Annotated in this window: 18 protein-coding genes; 6 read left to right on the forward strand and 12 right to left on the reverse strand. The window is 63.6% G+C overall.

Annotated elements, in window-relative coordinates; all coding sequences use genetic code 11:
- Positions 1–37 precede the first annotated feature (37 nt).
- Together ACU5AZ_RS07445 and mscL are read right to left on the reverse strand one after the other, a co-directional pair.
- On the reverse strand, positions 38–1204 hold the full coding sequence (locus ACU5AZ_RS07445) for a pyridoxal phosphate-dependent aminotransferase (RefSeq protein ID WP_446825376.1): 1167 nt from the start codon (positions 1202–1204) through the stop codon (positions 38–40).
- Positions 1205–1336: 132 nt separating this feature from the next.
- The gene (gene mscL, locus ACU5AZ_RS07450) at positions 1337–1753 is read right to left on the reverse strand and encodes a large conductance mechanosensitive channel protein MscL (protein WP_446825947.1); all 417 of its coding nucleotides are present in this window, start codon (positions 1751–1753) and stop codon (positions 1337–1339) included.
- Between the two features lie 258 nt (positions 1754–2011).
- On the opposite strand from mscL, the gene ACU5AZ_RS07455 reads away from it, so the two are divergent.
- Complete coding sequence (locus ACU5AZ_RS07455; RefSeq protein ID WP_446825377.1) at positions 2012–2989, forward strand: zinc-binding dehydrogenase; 978 nt, start codon at positions 2012–2014, stop codon at positions 2987–2989.
- Positions 2990–3051: 62 nt separating this feature from the next.
- On the opposite strand, the gene ACU5AZ_RS07460 is transcribed toward ACU5AZ_RS07455, so the two are convergent.
- Positions 3052–3963 (reverse strand): pirin family protein, encoded by a 912-nt coding sequence (locus ACU5AZ_RS07460; protein WP_446825378.1) that lies wholly within the window; start codon positions 3961–3963, stop codon positions 3052–3054.
- A 245-nt stretch (positions 3964–4208) separates the two neighbouring features.
- Between ACU5AZ_RS07460 and ACU5AZ_RS07465 the strand changes: the two genes are divergently transcribed.
- Complete coding sequence (locus ACU5AZ_RS07465) at positions 4209–5027, forward strand: class II glutamine amidotransferase (protein WP_446825379.1); 819 nt, start codon at positions 4209–4211, stop codon at positions 5025–5027.
- Between the two features lie 3 nt (positions 5028–5030).
- Here the strand turns inward: ACU5AZ_RS07465 and coaBC are convergent, their stop codons facing one another.
- From coaBC to ACU5AZ_RS07485, 4 genes are all read right to left on the reverse strand, one after another.
- On the reverse strand, positions 5031–6236 hold the full coding sequence (gene coaBC / locus ACU5AZ_RS07470) for a bifunctional phosphopantothenoylcysteine decarboxylase/phosphopantothenate--cysteine ligase CoaBC (protein WP_446825380.1): 1206 nt from the start codon (positions 6234–6236) through the stop codon (positions 5031–5033).
- 134 nt (positions 6237–6370) lie between these two features.
- On the reverse strand, positions 6371–8584 hold the full coding sequence (locus tag ACU5AZ_RS07475) for an FAD-dependent oxidoreductase (protein WP_446825381.1): 2214 nt from the start codon (positions 8582–8584) through the stop codon (positions 6371–6373).
- Positions 8585–8600: 16 nt separating this feature from the next.
- Complete coding sequence (locus ACU5AZ_RS07480) at positions 8601–9809, reverse strand: acetyl-CoA C-acetyltransferase (protein WP_446825382.1); 1209 nt, start codon at positions 9807–9809, stop codon at positions 8601–8603.
- Positions 9810–9908: 99 nt separating this feature from the next.
- The gene (locus tag ACU5AZ_RS07485; RefSeq protein WP_446825383.1) at positions 9909–11705 is read right to left on the reverse strand and encodes an acyl-CoA dehydrogenase C-terminal domain-containing protein; all 1797 of its coding nucleotides are present in this window, start codon (positions 11703–11705) and stop codon (positions 9909–9911) included.
- 405 nt (positions 11706–12110) lie between these two features.
- Between ACU5AZ_RS07485 and ACU5AZ_RS07490 the strand changes: the two genes are divergently transcribed.
- The 3 genes from ACU5AZ_RS07490 to ACU5AZ_RS07500 all read left to right on the forward strand — a co-directional run bounded on the left by ACU5AZ_RS07490 (position 12111) and on the right by ACU5AZ_RS07500 (position 17803).
- Positions 12111–15845: a peptidoglycan-binding protein gene (locus ACU5AZ_RS07490; RefSeq protein WP_446825384.1), complete on the forward strand. Its 3735-nt coding sequence runs from the start codon at positions 12111–12113 to the stop codon at positions 15843–15845.
- A gap of 237 nt (positions 15846–16082) precedes the next feature.
- Positions 16083–17003 carry a sulfite exporter TauE/SafE family protein gene (locus tag ACU5AZ_RS07495; protein WP_446825385.1) on the forward strand — a complete coding sequence of 307 codons (921 nt, stop codon included), beginning with the start codon at positions 16083–16085 and terminating at the stop codon, positions 17001–17003.
- A gap of 29 nt (positions 17004–17032) precedes the next feature.
- Positions 17033–17803 (forward strand): TIGR02186 family protein, encoded by a 771-nt coding sequence (locus ACU5AZ_RS07500; protein WP_446825948.1) that lies wholly within the window; start codon positions 17033–17035, stop codon positions 17801–17803.
- 6 nt (positions 17804–17809) lie between these two features.
- Here the strand turns inward: ACU5AZ_RS07500 and pdeM are convergent, their stop codons facing one another.
- The 5 genes from pdeM to ACU5AZ_RS07525 all read right to left on the reverse strand — a co-directional run bounded on the left by pdeM (position 17810) and on the right by ACU5AZ_RS07525 (position 23495).
- Positions 17810–18535, reverse strand: coding sequence for a ligase-associated DNA damage response endonuclease PdeM (gene pdeM, locus ACU5AZ_RS07505; RefSeq protein WP_446825386.1), 726 nt, complete (start codon positions 18533–18535; stop codon positions 17810–17812).
- Between the two features lie 19 nt (positions 18536–18554).
- Positions 18555–21074, reverse strand: coding sequence for a ligase-associated DNA damage response DEXH box helicase (locus tag ACU5AZ_RS07510; RefSeq protein WP_446825387.1), 2520 nt, complete (start codon positions 21072–21074; stop codon positions 18555–18557).
- Between the two features lie 42 nt (positions 21075–21116).
- Positions 21117–21752, reverse strand: coding sequence for a YitT family protein (locus tag ACU5AZ_RS07515; RefSeq protein ID WP_446825388.1), 636 nt, complete (start codon positions 21750–21752; stop codon positions 21117–21119).
- Positions 21753–21802: 50 nt separating this feature from the next.
- Positions 21803–22441 (reverse strand): YitT family protein, encoded by a 639-nt coding sequence (locus tag ACU5AZ_RS07520; protein ID WP_446825389.1) that lies wholly within the window; start codon positions 22439–22441, stop codon positions 21803–21805.
- A 109-nt stretch (positions 22442–22550) separates the two neighbouring features.
- Entirely contained in the window at positions 22551–23495 is a 945-nt protein-coding gene (locus ACU5AZ_RS07525; RefSeq protein WP_446825390.1) for a methyltransferase domain-containing protein, read from the reverse strand.
- Positions 23496–23648: 153 nt separating this feature from the next.
- On the opposite strand from ACU5AZ_RS07525, the gene ACU5AZ_RS07530 reads away from it, so the two are divergent.
- Entirely contained in the window at positions 23649–23915 is a 267-nt protein-coding gene (locus tag ACU5AZ_RS07530) for a DUF6460 domain-containing protein (RefSeq protein WP_446825391.1), read from the forward strand.
- Position 23916 lies beyond the last annotated feature (1 nt).

Raw genomic sequence — 23916 nt, forward strand, 5'->3', positions numbered from 1 at the left:
AGCTGTTGTCAAACTGGATGCCGGTCCGGCACCCCCGTCAGAGCTTTGAGATGTAGTCCGCCAGCCGTGCGCCGGCTTCGCGGATATGATCCGGATTACGCAGGAAGCAGGCGCGCAGGAAGCTTTCACCGCCGGCGCCAAACGCCGTGCCCGGTGCCAGGCCGACGCCCGTCTTGTCGACGATATCGATGGCGGCGGCGCGCACGTCCTTGATGCCATCGAACTTGAGGAAGGCATAGAAGGCGCCCTCGGGCTTCAGCGTCTGCACCCGGTTTGTGGCAATCAGCGTATCGCAGAGAAGATCGCGGCAGACCGTCGCCCGCTCGATATTGGAGCGGATGAAGTCGTCGCCCTCATTCAGGGCCGCGACAGCGCCACGCTGCATGAAGGGCGCGACGCCCGAGGTGGAATACTGGATCAGGTTTTCCAGCACCTGGCCGATTTCCGGCGGTGCGACGATCCAGCCAACACGCCAGCCGGTCATGCACCAGTTCTTGGAGAAAGAATTGACGAAGACGATCCGGTCTTCCGGATCCATCACATCGAGGAAGGACGGCGCTCGGCCGCCGGCGTAGAAGAACAGCGCGTAGATTTCGTCCGCCATGATCCAGAGGCCATGCTTGCGGGCCAGCGCCAGAATGTTGCGCAGGTCTTCTTCGCTCGCCGCCCAGCCGGTCGGGTTCGACGGCGTATTGACGAAGATGGCGCGGGTGCGCGGCGTGATCGCTGCCTCGACCTGGGCGAGATCGACGGACCAGCGGCCGTCGCCGAAATGCAGGGGCACGCCGACCGCCTTGGCGCCGGAGACCGTGAGTGCGGCGGCGATGTTGGGCCATGCCGGTGTGAAATACAGCATTTCGTCGCCCGGCGAGGTCAACGCCTCGACGCAGAGCTTGATGGCCTGCATGCCGGAGCCGGTTGCGAAGAAATGCTCAGGGCCGAGGTTGGTGCCGAAATGGCGGCCGTAATAATCGGCGAGCGCCTGGCGCAGTTCGGGGATGCCGCGTTGCCAGGTGTAGAAGGTTTCGCCGGCTTTCAGGGCTGCGGCAGCTGCATCCGAAATGAAGTCCGGCGTCGGCAGATCGCCCTCGCCAACCCAGAGGGGGATGAGGCCATCGCGGCCGCGGGCATAATTGACCACTTCGACGATGCCGCTCTGCGGAGCAGCAAGGGAGCGAGGGCTGAGGCTTTCAAGAAAGGTCATGCATTCACCACAATAGCAAAGGGCGTCCAGGTCAGTGTGAACGCCCTTTTATCCGAGCAGGAAGGGGAAATCCCATTCCATTGTTTGAGGCACCAATCGATTCCGGTGATGCGCCAAAGCGCGCCGGCCGCATCAGTCCTTCTTGAGCAGATCGCGGATTTCCGTCAGCAACTGAACGTCTGCCGGCGGCGGCGCGGCCGGGGCCGGCTTCTGTTCTTCCTTGATGCGGATCCGGTTCACGAACTTGACCATCAGGAAGATGATCCAGGCAAGAATGATGAAGTTGAGGACGACCGTGATGAAGTTGCCGTAGGCGAAAACCGCTCCCTGTTCCCTGGCGGCGGTCAGCGTCGTCGCATTGACGTTGGCGCTCAACGGCAAGAAATAGTTCGAAAAGTCGATGCCGCCCGTGATGGCACCGATGATCGGCATGATGATATCGTCGACAAGCGAAGATACGATCTTGCCGAATGCGCCGCCGATGATGACGCCGACGGCGAGATCCATGACATTGCCGCGGGCAATGAATGATTTGAATTCGTCGAGCATGCTGCCTCCTGCCCGCTTGTCCCCACCCGTCGCACCGGCGGGACAGCGGGTCGTCCAGCCGGTCGAGATCAGCGCCATGCGCAATTCGTTCAACCGAAGATATTGGAAGAACGGGGAAGGTCAATGTGGCGGCAGAGAGAATCTTCAATCTCAAACAGTTACGGAAGGGTCGAACAAATACCGGCGGTGGCTTTCCTTTCACGGGAAGCCGCCTAAGTTGACCCCAACGATGAAAAAACAAAAGAGGAAGGCCTCAAGATGCGAGTCGTTGAATACAAAACCTATGGCAACCCTTCCGAGGTTCTGACGGCCGGCGAGCGCCCTATGCCCGAACCTGCGGCCGGAGAAATCCGGGTGAAGATGCGGCTCTCGCCGATCCACAATCATGATCTGTGGACCGTTCGCGGCGAATATGGCGTCAAGCCGGAACTGCCAGCGGTCGGCGGCACGGAGGCGATGGGTATCGTCGATGCCCTTGGCGAAGGCGTGACCCAACTGAAGGTCGGCCAGAGGGTCATGGGTGCCGGGCTCACCGAAAGCTGGGCCGAGTATTTCGTCATGCCTGCCGCCCGCGCGGTGCCGCTGCCGGATTCGGTCAGCGACGAGATCGGCTGCCAGCTCGTCGCCATGCCGATCAGCTCGGTGATGGCGATCGAGGACCTTCATCTCGAGAAGGGAGACTGGCTGATCCAGAACGCGGCGACCGGCGCCGTCGGCAAGACGGTGGCGATGATCTGCCAGTCGCGCGGCATCAACGTGATCAACATCGTGCGCCGCAAGGAAGGCATCGCCGAACTGGCGGAACTCGGCATCGACAAGACCGTGTCGACCAGCGACGCCGACTGGATGGATCAGGTGCGCGCGATTGCCGGCGAGGCCTCGATCAAGGCGGCAATCGACTCGGTCGGCGGCAAGGAAAGCGGACAGCTGATGAAGCTTCTCGGCGAAGGCGGCACGCTGATGACCTTCGGCACGATGAGCGGCGGCGCCATGGAGATCGGTTCCGGCGACGTCATCTTCAAGCAGGCGACGGTGACCGGCTTCTGGGCGGCAAAGCGCAGCGCCCGTACCAAGCCGGAGGAGTTTGCTGCAATGGTCGGCGAGCTTCTGACGCTGGCGGCCAGGGGCGAGTTGAAGCTGCCGGTCGAGGAAACCTTCGACCTGACGCAAGGCGCGGCCGCCGCCAAGGCGAGCATGGTTCCCGGCCGCAAGGGCAAGGTCGTGTTCAAAGGCTGACTGAAGACACGATGGCTCCGGCGTTAACGCCGGAGCCATTCTTTGTCGATCCGTGAGCTATCTCAGTGCGCGGGCTTGATGAACGTACCGTTCTGCAGTTCGCGCATGGCCTGCATCAGTTCCTCGCGCGTGTTCATGACGATGGGCCCGTGCCAGGCGACCGGTTCCTGGATCGGCTTGCCGGACACCAGCAGGAAGCGGATGCCCTTTTCGCCGGCCTGGACCGTGACTTCGTCACCGGTGTCGAACACGACCAGGGTGCGGTTTCCGGACATGTCGCGGATATTCAGCTCCTCGCCCTGGAACTCCTTCTCCACCTTGACGCCGAACGGCTTCGAGGCATCGCGGAAGGTGCCTGAACCGGCAAAGATGTAGGCGAAGGCCGAGCGATAGGTATCGATCGGGAAGGTCTTGCGCTTGCCCGGCGGCACGGAGATGTCGAGGTAGACGGGTTCGGCGGCGATGCCGTCGACAGGTCCCTTCTTGCCCCAGAAATCGCCGGTGATCACCCGGACGGCCGTGCCATCATCATCGATAACGACGGGGATCTCGGCGCCCTTGATGTCCTGATAGCGCGGCGCGGTCATCTTCAGGGACGACGGCAGGTTGGCCCACAGCTGGAAGCCGTGCATCTTGCCGGCAAAATCGCCCTTCGGCATTTCCTGGTGCATGATGCCGGAACCCGCCGTCATCCACTGGACATCGCCGGCGCCGAGCGTGCCGGTGTTGCCGAGGCTGTCGCCATGCTCGACGGTGCCGGCCAGCACATAGGTGATCGTCTCGATGCCGCGATGCGGATGCCACGGGAAACCGCGGATGAAATCCTCCGGACGGTCGTTGCGGAAGTCGTCCATCATCAGGAAAGGGTCGGTCATCGACGGATCGCCGAAGCCGAAGACGCGGTGCAGTTTGACGCCGGCGCCTTCCATGGCGGGCACGGCGACGCTTTCATGCTTTACGGGGCGGATAGACATATCTCATCTCCTCGCTGTTTTCCAAGTTGACGCCAATATAGCGACGATTGGTCTCCAGCGCAGGAGGGTCACCAAGGACGGACTGTTCACAATTCATGCGGGAAAGGATTGCGGGCCATTTTCACCCGCAATCGCGCCACAATGCGCGCCTACGCAAGCTTGGGGCATTGAATCGCCCTTAATCATTTTCGCGCTATCGTTTCAGAACAGGCCATATTCGCCATCTTATTTGGAGACATCAATTCATGTGTCGCTGGGCAGCCTATCGGGGGGAACCCCTCTATCTGGAAGAAATCGTTTCCTCGCCCGCGCATTCGCTGATCGAACAGTCCCACCACGCGACACAGGCGAAGACGGCGACCAATGGCGACGGCTTCGGCGTTGCCTGGTACGGCGACCATCCCGAGCCCGGCCGCTTCCGCGACATCCTTCCGGCCTGGTCCGACTGCAACCTGAAAAGCATTGCCCGGCAGATCCGCTCGCCGCTTTTTCTCGCCCATGTCCGGGCCTCTACGACCGGCGGCACGCAGCGCGTCAATTGCCATCCATTCGTCAACGGACGCTGGTCGTTCATGCACAACGGCCAGATCGGCGGGTTCGATCGCCTGCGCCGCAAGCTCGAGACCGCACTGGACGACGAACTCTACTGTGCCCGCGCCGGCTCCACCGATTCGGAACTCCTGTTCCTGCTGGCGATGCAGTTCGGCCTGCAGAACGATCCGCTGGCGGCCATAAGCGATGCTATCACGCTTGTCGAGCAGCAGTCGATGGCACTGATCGGCGAGGCGCTCGTGCGGTTCACCGCAGCGTTTTCGGATGGCAAGAGCCTCTATGCAGTGCGCTATGCGACCGACCAGAAGGCGCCGACGCTCTATGCCGCGCCGATGGCCGGCGGCAAGGGCTATTGCCTCGTGTCGGAACCGCTGAACGACGAAGCCGACACCTGGATGGAAATTCCCGGCGGCAGTGCGGTCATCGTCAATGAGCACGGCATCGACGTCGCGGTGTTCGAGCCGGCCGGCATCCCGCAGGCCGTCATGCCGGCAGTGGCGATGAAGCAATAGGCTTTAGCTAAGCCGATCGGCAATCATGGCGGCAAGACGTGCCGCCACCTCTTCCTTGGAAAGATCCGGCCAGGCATCCACGCCGCCCGCCGATATGATCTTCACGCTGTTGCGCGTGCCGCCCATGATGCCGGTTTCAGGCGAGACGTCGTTGGCGACGATGAAATCCGCGCCCTTGCGCTCCAGCTTCGCCCGGCCATTCGTCTCGACGTCCTGCGTTTCCGCGGCAAAGCCGATGACGACCGCCGGCCTTCTGGCGTGATGGCCAACGGTCTTCAGGATATCCGGATTTTCGGTGAGCTGCAGGGCCGGCGGAGCGTCACCCGGCTTCTTCTTGATCTTCTCGTCCGCCGAGGCGGCAACCCGCCAGTCGGCGACGGCAGCGACCATCACGGCGATGTCGGCGGGAAGCGACGCCTCGACGACCTCAAGCATCTCGCGTGCCGTTTCCACATGCTGCGTCTTGACGCCGGCCGGATCGGGTATGGTCACCGGTCCCGACACGAGCGTCACCTCAGCTCCCAGCGCCGCAAGAGCAGCGGCGATTGCATGGCCCTGACGTCCTGAGGAGCGGTTGGCGATGTAGCGCACCGGATCGATCGGTTCATGGGTCGGCCCGGAGGTGACGATGGCCGTCTTGCCGGCCAGCGGCTTCGGTGCACCGTCGAGCAGCGCCTCGACCGCGGCGACGATCTCCAGCGGTTCGGCCATGCGGCCAAGTCCCGCCTCGCCGCTTTCGGCCATCTCGCCCTTCATCGGACCGATGAAGCGGATGCCGTCGCCTTTCAGCGTCTCGACATTGCGCGCGGTCGCCTTGTTCGCCCACATCTTCGGATTCATGGCGGGCGCCACGAGAACCGGGCGATCGGCGGCCAGCAGCACGGCGGAGGCAAGATCATTTGCAAGCCCGTTCGCCATCTTCGCCATCAGGTCGGCGGTGGCGGGGGCGACGAGGATCAGGTCGCATTCGCGCGCCAGCCGGATATGGCCGACGTCCTGCTCTTCCTCGCGCGAAAAGAGTTCGGTGAAGACCTTGCCACCGGAAAGCGCCCCGACCGCAAGCGGCGTCACGAATTCCTCCGCCCCCTTGGTCATCACCGGACGGACGGACGCGCCGCGCTCGCGCAGCCGGCGGATCAGGTCGAGGCTCTTGTAGGCCGCGATGCCGCCGGAGATGATCAGGAGAATGCGCTTGTCTTTCAATGTCATGCCCGGCCCTTGATACTCGCCGTTACTCATCCCGCGCAAACTAAGGGTTTGACGCCAAAGATGCAATTGGTCCCCCAACGCAGAAAGGGCCGCACGTGGCGGCCCTTTCGAAGCTGTGTCCGGATTGGCCCCCCTCAGGCCGCCTTTGCCTCGTCCCCATAGGGATTGAAGCGGCCGTAGAAGGTCTCGCCCTTTTCCGCCATTTCGAGAAGCAACGGTGTCGGACGGAAGTGGTCGCCATATTCGGCGGCGAGCTTCTCGCAGAGCGCGACGAAATTCTTCACGCCCATGCCGTCGATGTAGGACAGCGTGCCGCCGGTGTAGGGCGCGAAACCGAAACCGAGGATCGAGCCGACATCGGCTTCGCGCGGGTCGGTGACGATGCCCTCTTCCATGGTACGGGCGGCTTCCAGAGCGATGGTCGCCAGCAGGCGCTGCTTCAATACGTTGACATCAACGTCACTTGCAGCCTTCTGCGGATAAAGCTCCTTAAGACCCGGCCAGAGGAACTTCTTGGCCGGCTTTTCCGGATACTCGTAGAAGCCCGCCTTGCTCTTGCGGCCGAGACGGCCGAGCACGTCGACCATCTTTTCAACGAGCGCCATGTGCTCCGGCTTGACGGAGGCCGGACCGAGGTCGGCGATCGAGGCCTTCATGATCTTGTAGGAAAGATCGACGGCGACCTCGTCATTCAAGGACAGCGGACCGACCGGCATGCCGGCCATCTTGGCGGCATTTTCGATCATCGTCGCCGGCACGCCTTCGATCAGCATGTCATAGGCTTCGTTGATGTAGCGGAAGACGCAGCGGTTGACGTAGAACCCGCGCGTATCGTTGACGACGATCGGCGTCTTCTTGATGGCGGCGACATAGTCGAGCGCCACGGCAATCGCCTTGTCGCCGGTCTTTTCGCCGAGGATGACTTCCGTCAGCATCATCTTGTCGACCGGCGAGAAGAAATGCACGCCGATGAACTGTTCGGGACGCTTCGAGTTCTCGGCAAGACCGGTGATCGGCAGCGTCGAGGTGTTGGACGCGAAGACGGAGCCTTCCGGCAGCACGGCCTCGACCGCTTCGGTGACGGCCTTCTTGACGTTGCGGTCCTCGAACACAGCCTCGACGACGAGATCGGCGTCGGCAAGCTGGTTATAGTCCGGCGTCGCGGTGATGAGAGCGAGAAGCGCCTCGGCGTCTTCCTTGGTCATCCGGCCCTTGGAGATGGCGGCCTTCACCAGACCTTCCGAATGCGCCTTGCCCTTGTCGGCGGCTTCCTGGTCGCGGTCGATGAGGACCACGGGAATGCCGGCCTTGGCGGTGACATAGGCGATGCCCGCGCCCATGAAACCGGCACCGACGACGCCGACCTTCTTGAACTCGGTCTTCGGCACGCCGGCCGGGCGACGTGCGCCCTTGCCGAGCTCCTGCATGGAGACGAACAGCGAGCGGATCATCGAGAAGGCTTCTGTCGTCTGCAGGATCTGCGTGAAGTAGCGCTGCTCGATCTTCAATGCCGTATCGAAGGGAACCTGCAGGCCCTCATAGACGCATTTCAGGATGGCGAGCGCGCCCGGATAATTGCCCTGCGTCTCGCGGCGCAGGATGGCGGTGGCGGCCGGCCAAAGCTGGGCAGCGGCCGGAGTCCAGATACCGCCGCCCGGAACCTTGAAGCCCTTCTCGTCCCACGGAGCGACGGGCTTCAGACCGTCCTTGATCATCTGCTTGGCGGCGTTGATCAGTTCGCCCGGTTCGACGACCTGATGGACAAGGCCCATCGCCTTGGCGCGCGAGGCGGTCAGCGTCTGGCCGGTGGTCATCATCTGCAGCGCCGACTGGGCGTCCGTCAGGCGGGACACGCGCTGCGTACCGCCAGCGCCGGGGAAAATGCCGACCTTGACTTCGGGAAGCGCGATCTTGACGGCGTTGGAATTGGCGGCAACGCGACCATGGCAGGCGAGCGACAGTTCGAGCGCGCCGCCCATGCAGGTGCCGTTGATCGCCGATACCCACGGCTTGCCGCAGGTCTCGAGCTTGCGCCACAGCCAGGTCATCCGGCCGGCCGCCTCAAACAGCTTCTGCGTAGCGTTGGCCGGATCCTTGGCGCGCTCCTCCTCGATCATCGAGAACATGCCCTTGAGCATGGTCAGGTCGGCGCCGCCGGAGAAGGTCGACTTGCCGGAGGTGAAGACCACGCCCTTGACGGCGCTGTCGGCAACCACCTGATCGATGATCGCCTCGATCTCGTCCATCACCTCGACGGTGAAGACGTTCATGGACTTATCCGGCATGTCCCAGGTGACGAGAGCAATGCCGTCGGCGTCGGTTTCGACTTTGAAATTCGTATAGGTCATCGGTTTCCTCCCGAAATCAGACGCGTTCGATGACGGTCGCGGTGCCCATGCCGGCGCCGATGCAAAGGGTGACGAGCGCGGTGTTCAGGTCGCGGCGCTCGAGTTCGTCGAGCACCGTGCCGAGGATCATCGCACCGGTCGCGCCGAGCGGATGGCCCATGGCGATCGCGCCGCCGTTGACGTTCATCTTGTCGTGCGAGACATCGAAGTGCTGCATGAAGCGCAGCACGACGGCGGCGAATGCCTCGTTGAGCTCGAACAGGTCGATATCGGCCATCGTCATGCCCGAACGCTTCAGGAGCTTTTCGGTGACGTCGACCGGGCCGGTCAGCATGAGGGCCGGATCGGAGCCGATATTGGCAAACGCGCGGATGCGGGCGCGGGGCTTGATCCCCATGCTCTCGCCGCCCGCCTTCGAGCCGATCAGCACGGCGGCGGCGCCATCGACGATGCCCGATGAATTGCCGGCGTGGTGAACGTAGTTGATCTTCTCGATTTCCGGATGGGCCTGGATGGCGACGGCTTCGAAGCCGCCCATTTCACCCGGCATCTGGAAGGAGGGGTTGAGGCTCGCCAGTCCCTGCATGTCGGTGCCCGGACGCATGTGTTCGTCATGCGCCAAGATGGTGAGGCCGTTCTGATCGTTGACCGGAATGACCGAGTTCTTGAAGTAGCCCTTTTCCCACGCATGGGCGGCGCGCTTCTGGCTCTCGACCGCATAGGCGTCGACGTCATCGCGGGAGAAGCCGTATTTGGTGGCGATCAGGTCGGCGGAAACGCCCTGCGGCATGAAGTAGGCCGGGAAGTTGACCGACGGGTCCATGTACCAGGCGCCGCCGGACATGCCGAGACCGATGCGCGACATGCTTTCCACGCCACCGGCAATGACGATGTCGTCCGCGCCTTGCGCGATCTTGCCGGCGCCGAAGTTGATGGCATCGAGACCGGAAGCGCAGAAGCGCGAGATCTGCATGCCGGGCGCCTTGTTGGAATAACCGGCCTCGAAGGCGGCTGCCTTAGGGATGACGGCGCCGGCTTCGAAGACCGGATCGACGCAGCCGAAAATGATGTCGTCGACGGTTTCGGTGTCGAGGCCGTTGCGGTCACGCAGCGCTTCCAGCGTCTTGCCGGCCAGGCGCGGCGTCGGCACTTCGTGCAGCGAGCCGTCCTTCTTGCCGCGTCCGCGCGGCGTGCGCACGTGGTCGTAGATAAATACGTCGGTCATGTTTCATCTCCCTGGCCGTTCAGCGGCGGTCATCACCGCGGCCTCGAATTCTTGGATAGAAGGGTGGGGTCGCCGCGCACCTGCGGCAACCCCTAACCCTCAAAATGCGTCGGCCGCCATCGCCATCATGGTGTCGGCACCGGTTTCGATGCGGGTCTTGCGCAGCACGGTTTCCGGCATGATGCGCTCCATGTAGAAGCGGGCGGTCAGAAGCTTGTTGTTGTAGAAGTCCGCCTTGTCGGCGTCGCCCGAGGCAAGCCCTTCCTTGGCGGCCTTGGCCATCTGCGCCCACATGTAGCCGAGCATGACCAGACCGAAGAGATGCATGTAGTCGGTCGAGCCGGCACCGGCATTGTCGGGCTTGGCCATGGCGTTCTGCATGAACCACATGGTGGCCGCCTGCAGGTCGTTCAGGCCCTTCTTCAGGTGCTTGGTGTAGAAGCCCAGCGCCTCGTCGTCGCGATTTTCCTCGCAAAAATCGCCAATCTCCTTGAACATCGCCATGACGGCGCGACCGCCGTTCAGGCCGAGCTTGCGGCCGACGAGGTCGAGCGCCTGGATGCCGTTGGCGCCTTCGTAGATCATGGTGATGCGGGCATCGCGGACATACTGGCTCATGCCGTGTTCCTCGATGTAGCCGTGACCGCCGAAGACCTGCTGGGCCTGGACCGCATGATCGAAGCCTTTGTCCGTCATCATGCCCTTGAGGATCGGCGTCATCAGCCCGAGGACGTCTTCCGCTGCCTGGCGTTCGGCGGCATCGCCCGAGCGATGGGCGATGTCGGACTTCAGCGCGCTCCACAGCACGAAGGCGCGCTCGCCTTCGTTGAAGGCGCGGATGGTCAGAAGCGTGCGACGGATGTCGGGATGGACGATGATCGGATCGGCCTTCTTGTCCGGATCCTTCGGACCCGTCAGCGCCCGACCCTGAATGCGTTCGCGGGCATAGTTCGCGGCATTCTGGTAGGCGATTTCGGAGACGCAGAGGCCCTGCAGGGCAACGCCGAGGCGCGCCTCGTTCATCATCACGAACATGGCCGCAAGGCCCTTGTTCTCCGCGCCGATCAGGTAGCCGGTCGCCTCGTCATAGTTCATGACGCAGGTGGCGTTGCCGTGGATGCCCATCTTGTGCTCGATCGCGCCGCAGGTGACGCCGTTGCGCTCGCCGAGCGAACCGTCTTCCTTGACCATGAATTTCGGCACGATAAAGAGCGAGATGCCCTTGGTGCCTTCCGGCGCGCCCTCGATGCGGGCCAGCACCAGATGGACGATATTGTCCGCCATGTCGTGTTCGCCGGCCGAGATGAAGATCTTCTGACCGGAAATCTTGTAGCTGCCATCGCCCTGCGGCACCGCCTTGGTGCGCAGCAGGCCGAGATCGGTGCCGCAATGCGGCTCCGTCAGGTTCATCGTGCCGGTCCAGGTGCCTTCCAGCATCTTCGGCACATAGGTCTGCTTCTGCTCGTCCGAGCCATGCACGAGGATGGCCGCGACGGCACCCTGGGTGAGGCCCGGATACATCATCAGCGACAGGTTAGCAGAGGAGAGATATTCGCCGACTGCGACGTGCAGCGTGTAGGGAAGCCCCTGACCGCCGAATTCTTCGGGGGATGCGAGCCCCATCCAGCCGCCCTGACAGTAGAGGTCGTAGGCCTGCTTGAAACCCTTCGGCGTCGAGACGGTCGCGTCATCGTGGCGCGTGCAGCCTTCCTGGTCGCCGGACAGGTTCAGAGGGAAAAGCTCTTCTTCCGCGAGCCTCGCTGCCTCGCCGGTGATGGCTTCCAGCATATCGGGCGTCGCATCGGCGAAGCCCGGCAGGTTGTTGTAACGCTCCAGACCGAGCACGTTGTTAAGAATGAAAAGCGTATCCTCGACGGGAGCTTTGTAGATCGGCATCGCCTATAGTCCTCCACCGGGCTGACCCGGACTCGTTTCCTCACACTGGCTATTACAAAATTTTGACGTTTGCGTAAACGTCAAATAATCGCCTGCGTCAAAAATTTGTTCGAGGAGCATGACGCAGGTAGCCAGGACAGCAGTGTCGCATATCCCGATGCCGCACGCATGGGCTGTTAAAGGTTAAAAAATTTCGACCTGGGTTAACGGCTTATTTACCACGTTTGGCGAATGCTACGCGAAACGATGTGGCGTACCGCGCCCTTTCCCTGTCTTGCGTTTTTCGGGAAGCCGCGAAGGAGCATGATTGTTCCGGCGAGGATCAGCTGCATCACCAACAAGCCTCCATGCCAAGATGCGGCAGGGCGGCCGGGGCAACCGCCAGAACTCGAAGCGAGCAGACATATGACCGGATCGCGATTGACTTCCACACGCCACGGCGAGCAATCGCCGCTCGACGCGCTCAGCAAGACGATTGAAGGGCTGGAAGCGCGCATCGAGGGGCTCATGGGAGCAGCCGGCCGTAAGGATCCGGCCAAGGGGGCTTCCCGCGCCACAAGGACCGAGGCCGCCGACTGGCCGCGCGACGCAGCCGACGTCCGCCAGGCTTTTCCCTCCGCCCGACGCTTCAATCCGGTCGACGAAATTATCGAGCGCCAGCGTTCGCTGGAGGCCGGACGCGGCCCGGTTGCCGCACCCTCGCCGCGGCCGCCGCTTGGCAACCGGCGTCCCGCCGTCGAACCGACCCGGGCGTCCGCGCCAATGCCGGCTGCCGCCCATGCGGCCCAGCCGGACATCACCGACACGCTTCAGGCGCTGCGTCACGAGTTGAAGCGCGACATCGCCGATGGCGTCGCCCGCGAAATGACGGCCATGCGCAACGACCTGAGGGCACTGAAGGCCGACGCCTCCGATCCGCGCTATGCATCCGAAATCCGCAGCGAGCTCGCCCATCTCGCCGACCGAGTCGACCGCCTCTCCGCCCAGGCCGCGCCGCGCCAGGCCGAAGAACTGCGGGCCGAGTTCCAGGGGCTGCGCACCGCTCTCGACAGTATGGCACGCCAGGACGACGTCAATCGCATGCAGGACCATCTCGCTTTGTTCGAGAACCGGATGCAGGCCCTCGACGGCATCAATGTCAAAGACGACATCATGGCGCTCGCCTACCGCATCGACGACATCAAGATGCAGATCTCCAGCCTGAATTCCTCGCCGGCGGTCCATGCGCTCGAAGACAAGCTCATGGTGATCGCCAGCGCGGTCGAGCAGCTCGGCAACCACATGCGCCCCGATCATTCGATCGATGAGCAGTTCGCCGCGCTCAACAGCCGCATGGAAGACATCGCGGCGGCACTCATTGACGGGCCGCAGACGGCACGCCACCCGGAAGACAGCAGGATGATCGAGCGGCTGGACGACCGGATTGCCGGTCTCGCCTCGCAGATCGACGGCATCAGCCGCTCGCTCGACAGCCGTCCCGGCGAAACCGACGTCCTCGCCGCCCGCATCGAGGCGATGGCCGAGCGCATCGAGGATCTCGCCAACATCGAAGCCGCTGCACGGCTCGAGGAGCGCCTCGACCATCTGGCGCAGCTCATCGAGCAGTCCCAGGCATTCGGGATTGCCGACGGTATCGGTGATTATCTGACCGAGATCTCCACCAAGATCGACGCCATTGGAGGCGGTGAGCTGAGCGATGCGATCACCGCACGGCTCGACGCCCTTGCCCGCCAGATCGACGAACTGCAGATGCCGGCCGTATCCGACGCCGGCTTCGACGGCGCCGCCATCCAGCGGCTCGAAGACCGGCTTGCCGGCATTGCCAAGCGTCTCGACGAGCAGTCCGCACGGCCGACCGCGGCCGCCGCCGGACTGGAAACGCTCGAAGAGCAGATCGCCAATCTTTCGGCCCTCATGCAGGACCTGCAGCCGGCTGGCGGCAGTGGCCTGCCGAGCGACTTCGACCAGCGCATGGCCGCGATCGAGGACTACATCACCACCAACGACGAATATATCATCGAAGCCGCGCGCCAGGCCGCCGAATCCGTTCTCGAAGCCTATGCCCGCAGCGGCGGACAGCCGGGCGGCGCCGACATGTCGGCGCTGGTCGGCCTGACGCAGGACCTGAAGAACCTCGAATCCCTCAGCCGCAATTCGGAAGAGCGCACGCAGCAGACCTTCGGCGCCCTTCACGAGACGCTGATTCAGATCGCCGAGCGGCTGGATCACCTCGACGCCGGCATCCGCCAGGGCGGGCAGGTCCGTGCTCCGGCCGCCCGCGACTACCAGACGGAAGCCGCGCCGCAGTTTGCCGCCGAGCCCGAGGCCGCCTTCGACGATGTGCCGGAGGAGCCGCGGCATTTCGGCCGCCGCCACGACGAGGACGTCGTCGCCGACCGCAGCATGGCCGCCGATGTCGCGACGCTCGAGGAGCCGGCGCAGAAGGCGAGCCTGCTTTCCGGCATCGGCAAGCGCCTCATGCCGTCGCGGAAGGAAGAACGTACCCCGATCGACCCGTCGCCATCGATCGATCCCGGCGACGAGCTGATCGATTCGGACGAAGGCAACCTGCTTTTGGAGCCCGGCTCCGGCGCGCCCGACGTCAAGAAGATCATGGCCCGCGTGCGCGCCAGCCAGAAGAAGGACCGGCCGGCCGGTCACGACATCGAACCCGGCACGCCGGACTATATCGCCGCCGCCCGCCGCGCCGCCCAGGCTGCCGCCATGGAGGTTGAGGCCGCACGGGATGAACAGGAAAAGCCCCGCTCGCCGAAGGTGAAGAAGGGCAAGACGAAGGCGGCCGCGCCGGAAAAGGTGAAGGCCGAGAAGACCGTCAAGGCTGCGAAGTCTTCCGACGGCACGTCGCTCATGGCGAAATACCGCCGCCCGGTCCTGCTTGCCGCAGGCGCCGTGCTGCTGGTCGTCATGGCCATGCCGCTGGTCAACACGCTTCTGAACGGGGCCAAGGCGCCGCAGATCGAGGAACAGGCCATCGCTCCGGCAGGGGCACCTGCGACCGCAACCATGGACGCTCCGCAGGCCGACGCACCGGCAGCCCCCGAGGCGACTGCGCCGCAGGCCGACCAGATGCAGGAAACGGCTCCGGCCGATGCGGCGCCGACCGGCGACAAGTCGGAACTTGCACCGCTGCCGCAGGATGGCAACCAGTCTGACGCTGCCGCAGGACCTGTGGACGACGCCGCGCAGCCGGCCATGGCTGAGATGAAGCAGGATGCCGCGGCTGAGCCGGCTTCCGCCGCTCCGGCCGCAGCCGCGCAGCCGGAAATCGTCGTGCCGAGCGAAATTTCGCCGCCGTCGCTGGTGGAAGCCGCCAAGAGCGGCGACCCGCTGGCGCTCTTCGAAATCGGTGCGCGCTATTCGGAAGGCCGCGGCGTGAAGACCAGCATGGAACAGGCAGCCGTCTGGTACAAGCTGTCCGCCGACCGCGGCTTCGCTCCGGCGGAATACCGGCTTGCCAATCTCTACGAGAAGGGCAGCGGTGTCGCCACCGACATGAACAAGGCACGCGAGTATTATGAAAAGGCCGCCGAGGCCGGCAATGCCAGCTCGATGCACAATCTCGCCGTCCTGCTCGCCTCCGGCGCCTTCGGCGCGCCGGACTTCGGTGCCGCCGCGGCCTGGTTCGAGAAGGCCGCCAACATGGGCGTCGCCGACAGCCAGTTCAACCTCGCCATCCTTTATGCCCGCGGCAGCGGCGTGAAGCAGAGCCTCGAGGAGTCCTACAAGTGGTTCACGATCGCGGCGAAGGACGGCGACAAGGACGCCGCCCAGAAGCGCGACGAAGTGGCCAATGCCATGCGCCCCGACCAGATCGACGCCGCCAAGGCAGAAGTCGAACTCTGGAAGCCGGAACCGCTGGACGACAACGCCAACTCCATCGAGGTTCCGGACGAATGGGCCGGCAAGGGCCTGAAGACCGCCACCGTCGACATGGGCAAGGCGATCCGCAACATCCAGGCGCTGCTCAACAAGAACGGCTTCGACGCCGGTCCGGTCGACGGGCAGATGGGCGGCAAGACCGTCGCCGCCATCAAGGCCTTCCAGACCAAGCACGGGCAGGAACCCACCGGCAAGATTACTGACGAATTCGTTCGGGAAATTCTCGCGCTCAACAAGTAACTTCTCAAAAGCCGGGCTCCAAAGTCCGGCTTTTTCTTTTCCAGTCTCTTCCTAAAGACAGAACATCTTTCGTCGGCAATTGACACGGACCGGCACCGGGCGCATGACAAAATCCGGTATCGTCAACGTCATGGCAACATTTGTGCCGTAATGAGAAGTAAAGTTGCCGGTGCCGGGCACGCCACCAGCCTCCAAAGCCTGTATCTGCAGGCATCATTCGTTCCTAGGGATCCGACCGTGACAGTTTACCTGCCTATCGCGGAATTGTCGGTCAATATTTTCGTGATCCTCGGCATGGGAGCCGCTGTCGGCTTCCTGTCCGGGATGTTCGGCGTCGGCGGCGGGTTCCTGATCACGCCTCTGCTGATCTTCTACAACATTCCGCCGGTCGTCGCGGTCGCCACGGGCGCAAACCAGGTCGTCGCATCCTCCATTTCCGGGGCCATGACGCATTTCCGGCGAGGGACACTCGATCTCAAGCTCGGCAGTCTGTTGCTGGTCGGCGGTCTCGCCGGAGCGAGCGTCGGCGTGTGGATCTTTGTCATCCTGCGCAAGCTCGGCCAGATCGACCTGATCATCGCCCTGCTCTACGTCGTCCTGCTCAGCACCATCGGATCGCTGATGATGTGGGAGAGCGTGCGGGCTCTGAGACGCGCTCGCAACAGCGAGAAAGTGCCGCTGCGCCGTCCCGGCCACCATAACTGGATCCACGGCCTGCCGCTGAAGATGCGGTTCAAGAAGTCGAAGATCTATCTCAGCGTCATTCCGGTGATCACGCTCGGCTTCATGATCGGCCTGCTGACGCCTATGGGTATCGGCGGCGGCTTCATCCTGGTGCCGGCGATGATCTACCTCCTGCGCATTCCGACGAACGTGGTCGTCGGCACCTCGCTGTTCCAGATCATCTTTGTCTCGGCCTATACGACCTTCATCCAGGCCGCGACCAATTATTCCGTCGACATCGTGCTGGCCGCCATCCTGATGGTGGCGAGCGTCATCGGCGCGCAGTACGGCGTGCGCGTCGGGCAGAAGCTGCGCGGCGAACAGCTGCGCGCCCTCCTGGCGCTCCTCGTGCTTGCCGTCGGCCTGCGCCTGGCAATTTCACTGGTGGTGAAGCCGGAAGACCTGTTCTCGGTTGTCCAGGGAGGCTTCGGTTGACCCGTCTCGCTCCCCTCGCCTCGCTGTGCATGCTTTTCGCGCTCGCGACGTCAGCGACCGCGCAGGTGCTGCCCGGCCAGACGCTGGACGTCAAGGAATCGCTCGACATCGGCACCTCGACGAACGAGATCGCCATCACGTCGGACTTCAACGGAGCCGACCTGACGATCTTCGGCGCGATCGCCAATGCCGACAACCTCCTGCTCGCCATCGGCCAGTACGACATCATCGTCGCGCTGGAGGGACCGAAGACCGAGGCGACCGTTCGCGAAAAGGAACGGATGTTCGGCATCTGGGTGAACCGTTATTCGATGACGTTCGAGAAGGTGCCGGAATCCTATTCGCTGTCCAGCTCGCGGGCGCTCGACGCGGAAACGATCACGCCCCTGCAGCCGGACAATCCGGTCGGCATCAACCATATCCCTCTCGTCCCGGTCGGCTATATCGGCGACGGCGCGCGGCTGAACGAATTTCGCCAGGCGTTGCGGCGGCTGAAGGAGCAGCATGGCCTCTACCAGCGCGATGCGAGCGGCGTCAGCTTCATTAGCTCCAGCCTCTTCAAGGCCACGCTCCGGATACCGGCGAACGTCCCGAACGGCGTTCATACGGTCCATGCCTATCTCTACAAGAGCGGCGAGCTGATCGCCGACAAGACCGTGCCGCTGCGGGTGGTGAAGACCGGCCTCGAGCAGATGCTGACGGATGCGGCGCACCAGCGCCCCTATCTCTACGGCCTGTTTGCCGTGCTGATCGCGGCGATCACCGGATGGCTCGCCAGCCTGATCTTCCGCAAGGATTGATGGACGTCAGCCCGACAGCTTGTCGTAGCGCACCGAATAGATGCGGTCGCGGCCGAGCAGGTGAGCGGTCAGGGCCGGCTTGTCGAAAATGCCGCGAAACGCCATGTGCCTCAGATCGAGTCCGCCGGACATGACACCGAAGGCCGGCATCAGCAGGCGCTTGCCGTCGCTGGCAAAGCAAGGGCGCCGGACGGATTTCTCACGACGCCGCACCGTCGCCGCCGGATGAAGGTGGCCGGCGATCTCGCCCGCCGCTTCCGAGCCCAACGGCTCGTGGCGGAAGACCAGCCCGCCATAGAGGATTTCGTCAGCCGAGCGCCCCGGCAGGTCGACCGTGCCGTCCGGATCGTGGTTGCCGTTGATCCAGATCCATTCGCGCCCGCGCGCCATCGCGCCGATCAGCTCGCGGAACATCGCCGGCATTTCGGCAGAGCCGACGCGGTCATGGAAATTGTCGCCGAGACTGACGACGATCGACGGGTCATAGCGGGCGATGACGGCCGACAGGATCTTCAGCGTCGCCAGCGTGTCGTAGGGCGGCAGAAGCGAGCCGCGACGGGCGTAGGCCGCACCCTTTTCCAGATGCAGGTCGGAGACCACCAGCAGCGACAGATCGGGCAGAAACAGCGCGCCGAGCGGATCGCACACCGCGGCAACGCCGTTCACGGAGATTTCCGCGCAGAGCGGAGCCGGCAGCGTTTGCGTCTGTTGTGCCAAAGCGAGGCGGTTCATTCCGGTTTCCAACCCTCGTCTATTCCATGGCTTCGCGGATCAGGTCGTCGGCCGCTTCCGCCAGCACGGCGTCCTGCGCTTCGCCGGCGACCGGCTCCTTGCCGATCTCCAGCATCACCGGCACGGCGAGCGGCGAGATGTGCTCGAGCGCCCGGTGGGTGATGTGACCCTTGATTCGCTTCAGCATATCGCCAAGCCGGCCGATATCCAAAAGGCCCGTCGCGGCATCGCGCCGGGTCGCCTCGAGCAATATATGGTCGGGCTCGTGGCTGCGTAGCACGTCATAGATCAGATCCGCCGAGACAGTCACCTGCCGCCCGGTCTTTTCCTTGCCGGGATGGCGTTTCTCGATCAGGCCGGCGATGACGGCGCAGGTGCGGAAGGTGCGCTTCAGCATCCAGGATTCGGAGAGCCACGCCTCCAGATCGTCGCCGAGCATGTCCTCGTCGAAGAGTGCGGCAAGGCTGAGGCGACCGCTGCGGATCATGATGCCCATGTCCTCAAGCCCCCAGACCGCCAGCGCATAGTCCGTGGCGACGAAGCCGAGCGGCTTGGCGTCGGCGCGCTCGAGGCGCCGCGTCAAAAGCATGCCGAGGGTCTGGTGCGCCAGCCGGCCTTCGAAGGCGTAGACCACCATGTAGAAGCGGCTTGAGCGCGGAAAGGTCTCGATCAGCAGTTCGTCGCGCTTCGGCAGGATCGACTTGTCCTTCTGGATCGACAGCCAGTCGCGCACCTGATCGGGCAAGTCCTTCCAGCGATCCGGATCGGCGAGCATGGCGCGCACCTGCTCGGCGAGATAGGTCGAAAGTGGGAACTTGCCGCCGGCATAGGCCGGGATCTTCGGGTCCAGCGAGAAGGCATTCGACACGAGGCACTCGTTCTCGCGGATGCCTTCGAAGCGCAGCACCTTGCCGGAGAACAGGAATGTGTCGCCCTGCGTCATCGATTCCAGGAAATACTCCTCGACCTTGCCGAGCGTCATGCCGCCGCGCCCGAGACTGCCGAGCGCGTTGCGCTTGACCAGGCGGACGTTCAGCATCGGCATCTCGACGATCGTGCCGAGGTTCAGCCGGTATTGCTGGGCCACCTGCGGATTGGAGACGCGCCAGAGCCCGTCGGCGGTCTTGCGGATACGGGCGTAGCGCTCGTAGGTCTTCAGCGCATAGCCGCCGGTCGCCACGAACTCGACGATGCGGTCGAAGGTCTCCCGGTCGAGATTGCGGTAGGGCGACGCGCTCCTGACCTCCGCAAACAGTGCGTCGGCGTCGAAGGGATCGGCGCAGGCCATGCCGAGGACATGCTGGGCGAGCACGTCGAGCGCGCCCTCGCCGACCGGCGGCGTATCCTGTGCTCCGAGATAGTTTGCATCGAGGGCGGCCTGGCATTCCATCACCTCGAAGCGGTTGGCCGGAACCAGGATGGCGCGGCTCGGCTCGTCCATGCGGTGATTGGCGCGACCGATGCGCTGGGCCAGACGGCTGGCGCCCTTCGGCGCGCCGACATGGACGACGAGATCGACGTCGCCCCAGTCGATGCCGAGATCCAGCGTCGACGTGGCGACCACGGCGCGGAGCCGGTTCTCGGCCATGGCCGCTTCGACCTTGCGGCGCTGACCGACATCGAGCGAGCCGTGATGCAACGCGATCGGCAGATTGTCCTCGTTGATCGTCCAGAGCTCCTGGAACAGCATTTCCGCCTGCGACCGGGTGTTGACGAAAAGCAGCGTCGTACCGTGTTGCTTGATCGCCTCGTAGACATCGGGAATGGCGTAGCGGGCGGAATGTCCGGACCAGGGGATGCGCTCTTCGGTCTTCAGGATGCTGATGATCGGCTTGGCGCCGCCGGCGACGGTCACCAGGCCGGCGTGATGATGATCATTCCCCTCCTGCCCGACCAGCCATGTCTGCAGATCCATCGGATCGGCGACCGTCGCCGACAGGCCGATCGACCGGACGCCGGGCGCCAGAGACCGGACGCGCGCAAGGCCGAGCGAGAGCAGATGGCCGCGCTTGGAGGTGACCAGCGAGTGCAGCTCGTCGAGCACGATGAACTTCAGGTCCTTGAAGAAGCGCGCCGCATCCTTGGCGGCGATCAGCAGCGCCAATTGTTCGGGCGTCGTCAGCAGAATATCGGGCGGATTGAGCTTCTGGCGCTGACGCTTGCCCTGCGGCGTGTCGCCGGTGCGATTTTCGATCGTCACCGGCAGCCCCATCTCGGCCACGGGACGGGCCAGATTACGCTCGATATCGACGGCCAGCGCCTTCAGGGGAGAAATGTAGAGCGTGTGGATGCCGCGAAAGGCTTCGCCGGGCTTTGCTTTCCCGCGCGCATCCAGTTCGACGAGCGACGGCAGGAAGCCGGCAAGCGTCTTGCCGGCACCGGTCGGTGCGATCAGCAGCGTGCTCTCCCCCGCCTCTGCCCGCGAGAGGAGTTCCAACTGATGGGCGCGCGGCGACCAGCCGCGTCCGGCGAACCAGTCGCGGAAACGCTGCGGCAGGACGGTGGCCTTCGGGCCGGTATCGGAATCAGCGACGCTCACAAAGCGAAACTAGGACGCCCGGTGGCTTTCGGGAAGCGGCGTCTACATCGCAATGTAGCGGTCGGAGCGATGGTTGATGGCCAGCACCATGTTGAGGGTGACCGCACCGGCAACCGAGCAGGCGATGATGAAGGGCGAGGCGACGAAGAACGAGGCGCTGAGGATGCAGAGGTCGATCCCCAGCTGCACGAAGCCGGCCCGCCAGCCGAAACGGTCCTGCAGGTAGAGCGCCAGGATGCCGACGCCGCCGAGGCTGGCGCGGTGCCGGAAGAGTGCGAGCATGCCGGAGCCGATCACCAGCCCGCCGAACAAAGCGCCAACAAGCGGATTGACGTCCGAGAAGACGATGAAGCGCGGCACCACTTCCGTCAGAGCGGAGGTCAGCGCGATCGCGGTAAAGGTCTTGACCGTGAAGGAAAGCCCCAGCCGCCGGAACGCGAGATAGTAGAAGGGCAGGTTGATGACAAAGAAGGCGACGCCAAAGCTGACGCCCGTCAGGTAATGGGCCAGGAATGCGAGGCCGGCGGCACCGCCGGTCAGCAGCCCTGCCTTGCCGAGCAGGATCACGCCGAGGGTCGCCAGCATGCTGCCGGCGAGAATGCCCTGTGCCTCTTCCAGCAGCGAATGCCGGTCGGACGTCGACTGCATGTAGCTCTTGAAATTCGGCTTCACGCCCATGCCGTTGATCCTTCGCTCACGTTTCTCGAAGGCTTATCCGCCCTTACCGCCTATCGCAACACGACGTAGCGGTCCGAGCGGTGATTGATGGCGACGAAGAAGTTCAGCACCACCGCGCTGACCACCGAGCAGAAGACGATGAAGGGGGTGAGGACGAGAAAGGACAGGACGAGGATAATCGCGTCGAACGCCATCTGCACGAGGCCGGCGCGCCAGCCGAAGTGATCCTGCAGGTAGACGGCGAGAATGCCGATGCCGCCGAGGCTGGCGCGGTGGCGATAGAGCGCCAGCAGTCCGAAGCCGACGAGAAGGCCGCCCAGCACCGCGCCCCAGATGGGATCGAGATAGTTGATATCGAGGAAGCGGGATTCGATTTCGGTCAGCCCCGAGGTGACCGCGATGGCGATGAAGGTCTTCACGGAGAAGGCAAGCCCGATGCGGCGGAAGGAGAGATAATAGAACGGCAGGTTCACCAGGAAGAACAGCAGTCCGAAGTTCATGCCGGTGGCGTAGTGAATGAGAAAGGCGACGCCGGCGGTGCCGCCGATCAGAATGCCGACCTTGTTCAGGAAATACAGGCCAAGGGCTGCCATCATGCAGCCGAAGAAGATGCCCTGGGCGTCTTCGGCGACCGAGTGCTTCGACGGTTCCGTATTGAAAATATCAAGCACGCGTTTGATCTGCGCCACGACATCAGTTCCCATGGAGTGAAGTTGTCGCGATTGTCTCCCTAAAGAAGACCTGAATCAAGCGAAATATGTAAGTAATGTTGACCTATTGTGCATTGCACACAATTTGTCAGACCGGCTTTTCCGAAACAATCAGAATTCCGTGCACCGGCTGACCGGCATCCATGCGGATCACGGTCTTTTCCAACGCCAGAATCTGCAGGCCGTTGGCTGCGCAGAGCGACTTCAGGTAGGCCTCGCTGTGGGCGTATCGCAGGGATTCCAGCAGCCGGAACCCCTCGCCCGCCCCGGCATCCTCGACCGAGAAGGCGACGATTGCGCCGGGCGCAGAAATCTCGGCGGCGAGCGAGAAGAAGTTTTCCAGATTGCCGAGATACATCAGCACGTCTGCAGCACTGACGAGACCGGCGCGATGGCGCGACAAATCTTCGGAGAACAGGCCGCAATCATCCGGGCCGACCGACAGATCCGCCTGTTCCAGCAGGTCATAGACCCGCTTTTCCTCCGCCTTGGCCAGCATGTTGGTGGAGAGATCAAACCCTTCGAGGCGCTCGACGCAGTCGCGGATTTCCTCGCCGAACAGGCCGGTTCCGCAGCCGAGATCGACAGCGAGCGCGAAGCGGCAGTTCTTGCCGAGCGTGCGGCGGATGACGTCGCTCAGCTTCTTCGGCACGCTGTAGTCCAGCCGCTCGACCAGCGCCTCGTCGAAATGACCGGCATAGTCGTCGAACAGGCGTTCGACGTAGGCGGTCGGGGGCTGTTCGGGAACGGCGATGCCGCCGAGCAGCGCCAGTTTCAGCGCCGCGCCGAACATGTCGTCGGGGTCGAGCCCGCGCACCCGGTCGAGCGCGGCGATGGCGCCTTCGCCATTGCCGGCCTTTTCCCGGTATTCGGCCAGGCGAAACCAGCCGGCCGCCCAGACCGGCGCGATCTCCAGCGCCTGCTCCATCAGCTCGGCCGCGCTCGCGGGCTCGCCACCCTCGTCCAGCATGCGAGCGTAGTCCGCCCGGCGGTCGGCAATGATATCGCCCGAGGAAAGCTGATGCGCCTGCATGCAATGGGTTCCGAGGAGTAAGGGATGCGCGGCAATGACCGAAGTCATAAAAAAATACAAGTGGAATTTTATCCGACGGCGGTTGCGGACGGCGAAAACCTTGCAGCCGCGCGCAAGAGGCCTTATTTGAAGCGCCAAACAGGAGACCATCCGATGTCGGATCAGGCAAACAGATTCTTGGGCGATACGATCGGCCGCACCATCGTCAAGCTGCTCGTGGTGTCGCTCATCGTCGGCTTCGTCATGAGCGCCTTCCACTGGTATCCGATCGACGTCTTCTACGCGATCCAGGATTTCTTCCGCGAACTGTGGCGCACCGGCTTTGCCGCGCTCGGATCGGTCGGCCGCTACCTGTTGCTCGGCGCGACGATCGTTATCCCGGCCTTCATCATCCTGCGGCTGCTCAACTACCGCCGCTGAC

Source organism: Rhizobium sp. PAMB 3182 (genome assembly GCF_052908355.1).

Excerpts from the sequence above, each read along its gene's own strand:
- ACU5AZ_RS07445 (WP_446825376.1), bottom strand. The coding sequence starts at position 1,204 with ATGACCTTTCTTGAAAGCCTCAGCCCTCGCTCCCTTGCTGCTCCGCAG.
- ACU5AZ_RS07500 (WP_446825948.1), top strand. The coding sequence starts at position 17,033 with ATGCTTTTCGCGCTCGCGACGTCAGCGACCGCGCAGGTGCTGCCCGGC.
- ACU5AZ_RS07455 (WP_446825377.1), top strand. The coding sequence starts at position 2,012 with ATGCGAGTCGTTGAATACAAAACCTATGGCAACCCTTCCGAGGTTCTG.
- ACU5AZ_RS07460 (WP_446825378.1), bottom strand. The coding sequence starts at position 3,963 with ATGTCTATCCGCCCCGTAAAGCATGAAAGCGTCGCCGTGCCCGCCATG.
- ACU5AZ_RS07475 (WP_446825381.1), bottom strand. The coding sequence starts at position 8,584 with ATGACCTATACGAATTTCAAAGTCGAAACCGACGCCGACGGCATTGCT.
- ACU5AZ_RS07485 (WP_446825383.1), bottom strand. The coding sequence starts at position 11,705 with ATGCCGATCTACAAAGCTCCCGTCGAGGATACGCTTTTCATTCTTAAC.
- ACU5AZ_RS07490 (WP_446825384.1), top strand. The coding sequence starts at position 12,111 with ATGACCGGATCGCGATTGACTTCCACACGCCACGGCGAGCAATCGCCG.
- mscL (WP_446825947.1), bottom strand. The coding sequence starts at position 1,753 with ATGCTCGACGAATTCAAATCATTCATTGCCCGCGGCAATGTCATGGAT.
- coaBC (WP_446825380.1), bottom strand. The coding sequence starts at position 6,236 with ATGACATTGAAAGACAAGCGCATTCTCCTGATCATCTCCGGCGGCATC.
- ACU5AZ_RS07525 (WP_446825390.1), bottom strand. The coding sequence starts at position 23,495 with ATGCAGGCGCATCAGCTTTCCTCGGGCGATATCATTGCCGACCGCCGG.
- ACU5AZ_RS07530 (WP_446825391.1), top strand. The coding sequence starts at position 23,649 with ATGTCGGATCAGGCAAACAGATTCTTGGGCGATACGATCGGCCGCACC.
- ACU5AZ_RS07465 (WP_446825379.1), top strand. The coding sequence starts at position 4,209 with ATGTGTCGCTGGGCAGCCTATCGGGGGGAACCCCTCTATCTGGAAGAA.
- ACU5AZ_RS07515 (WP_446825388.1), bottom strand. The coding sequence starts at position 21,752 with ATGGGCGTGAAGCCGAATTTCAAGAGCTACATGCAGTCGACGTCCGAC.
- pdeM (WP_446825386.1), bottom strand. The coding sequence starts at position 18,535 with ATGAACCGCCTCGCTTTGGCACAACAGACGCAAACGCTGCCGGCTCCG.
- ACU5AZ_RS07480 (WP_446825382.1), bottom strand. The coding sequence starts at position 9,809 with ATGACCGACGTATTTATCTACGACCACGTGCGCACGCCGCGCGGACGC.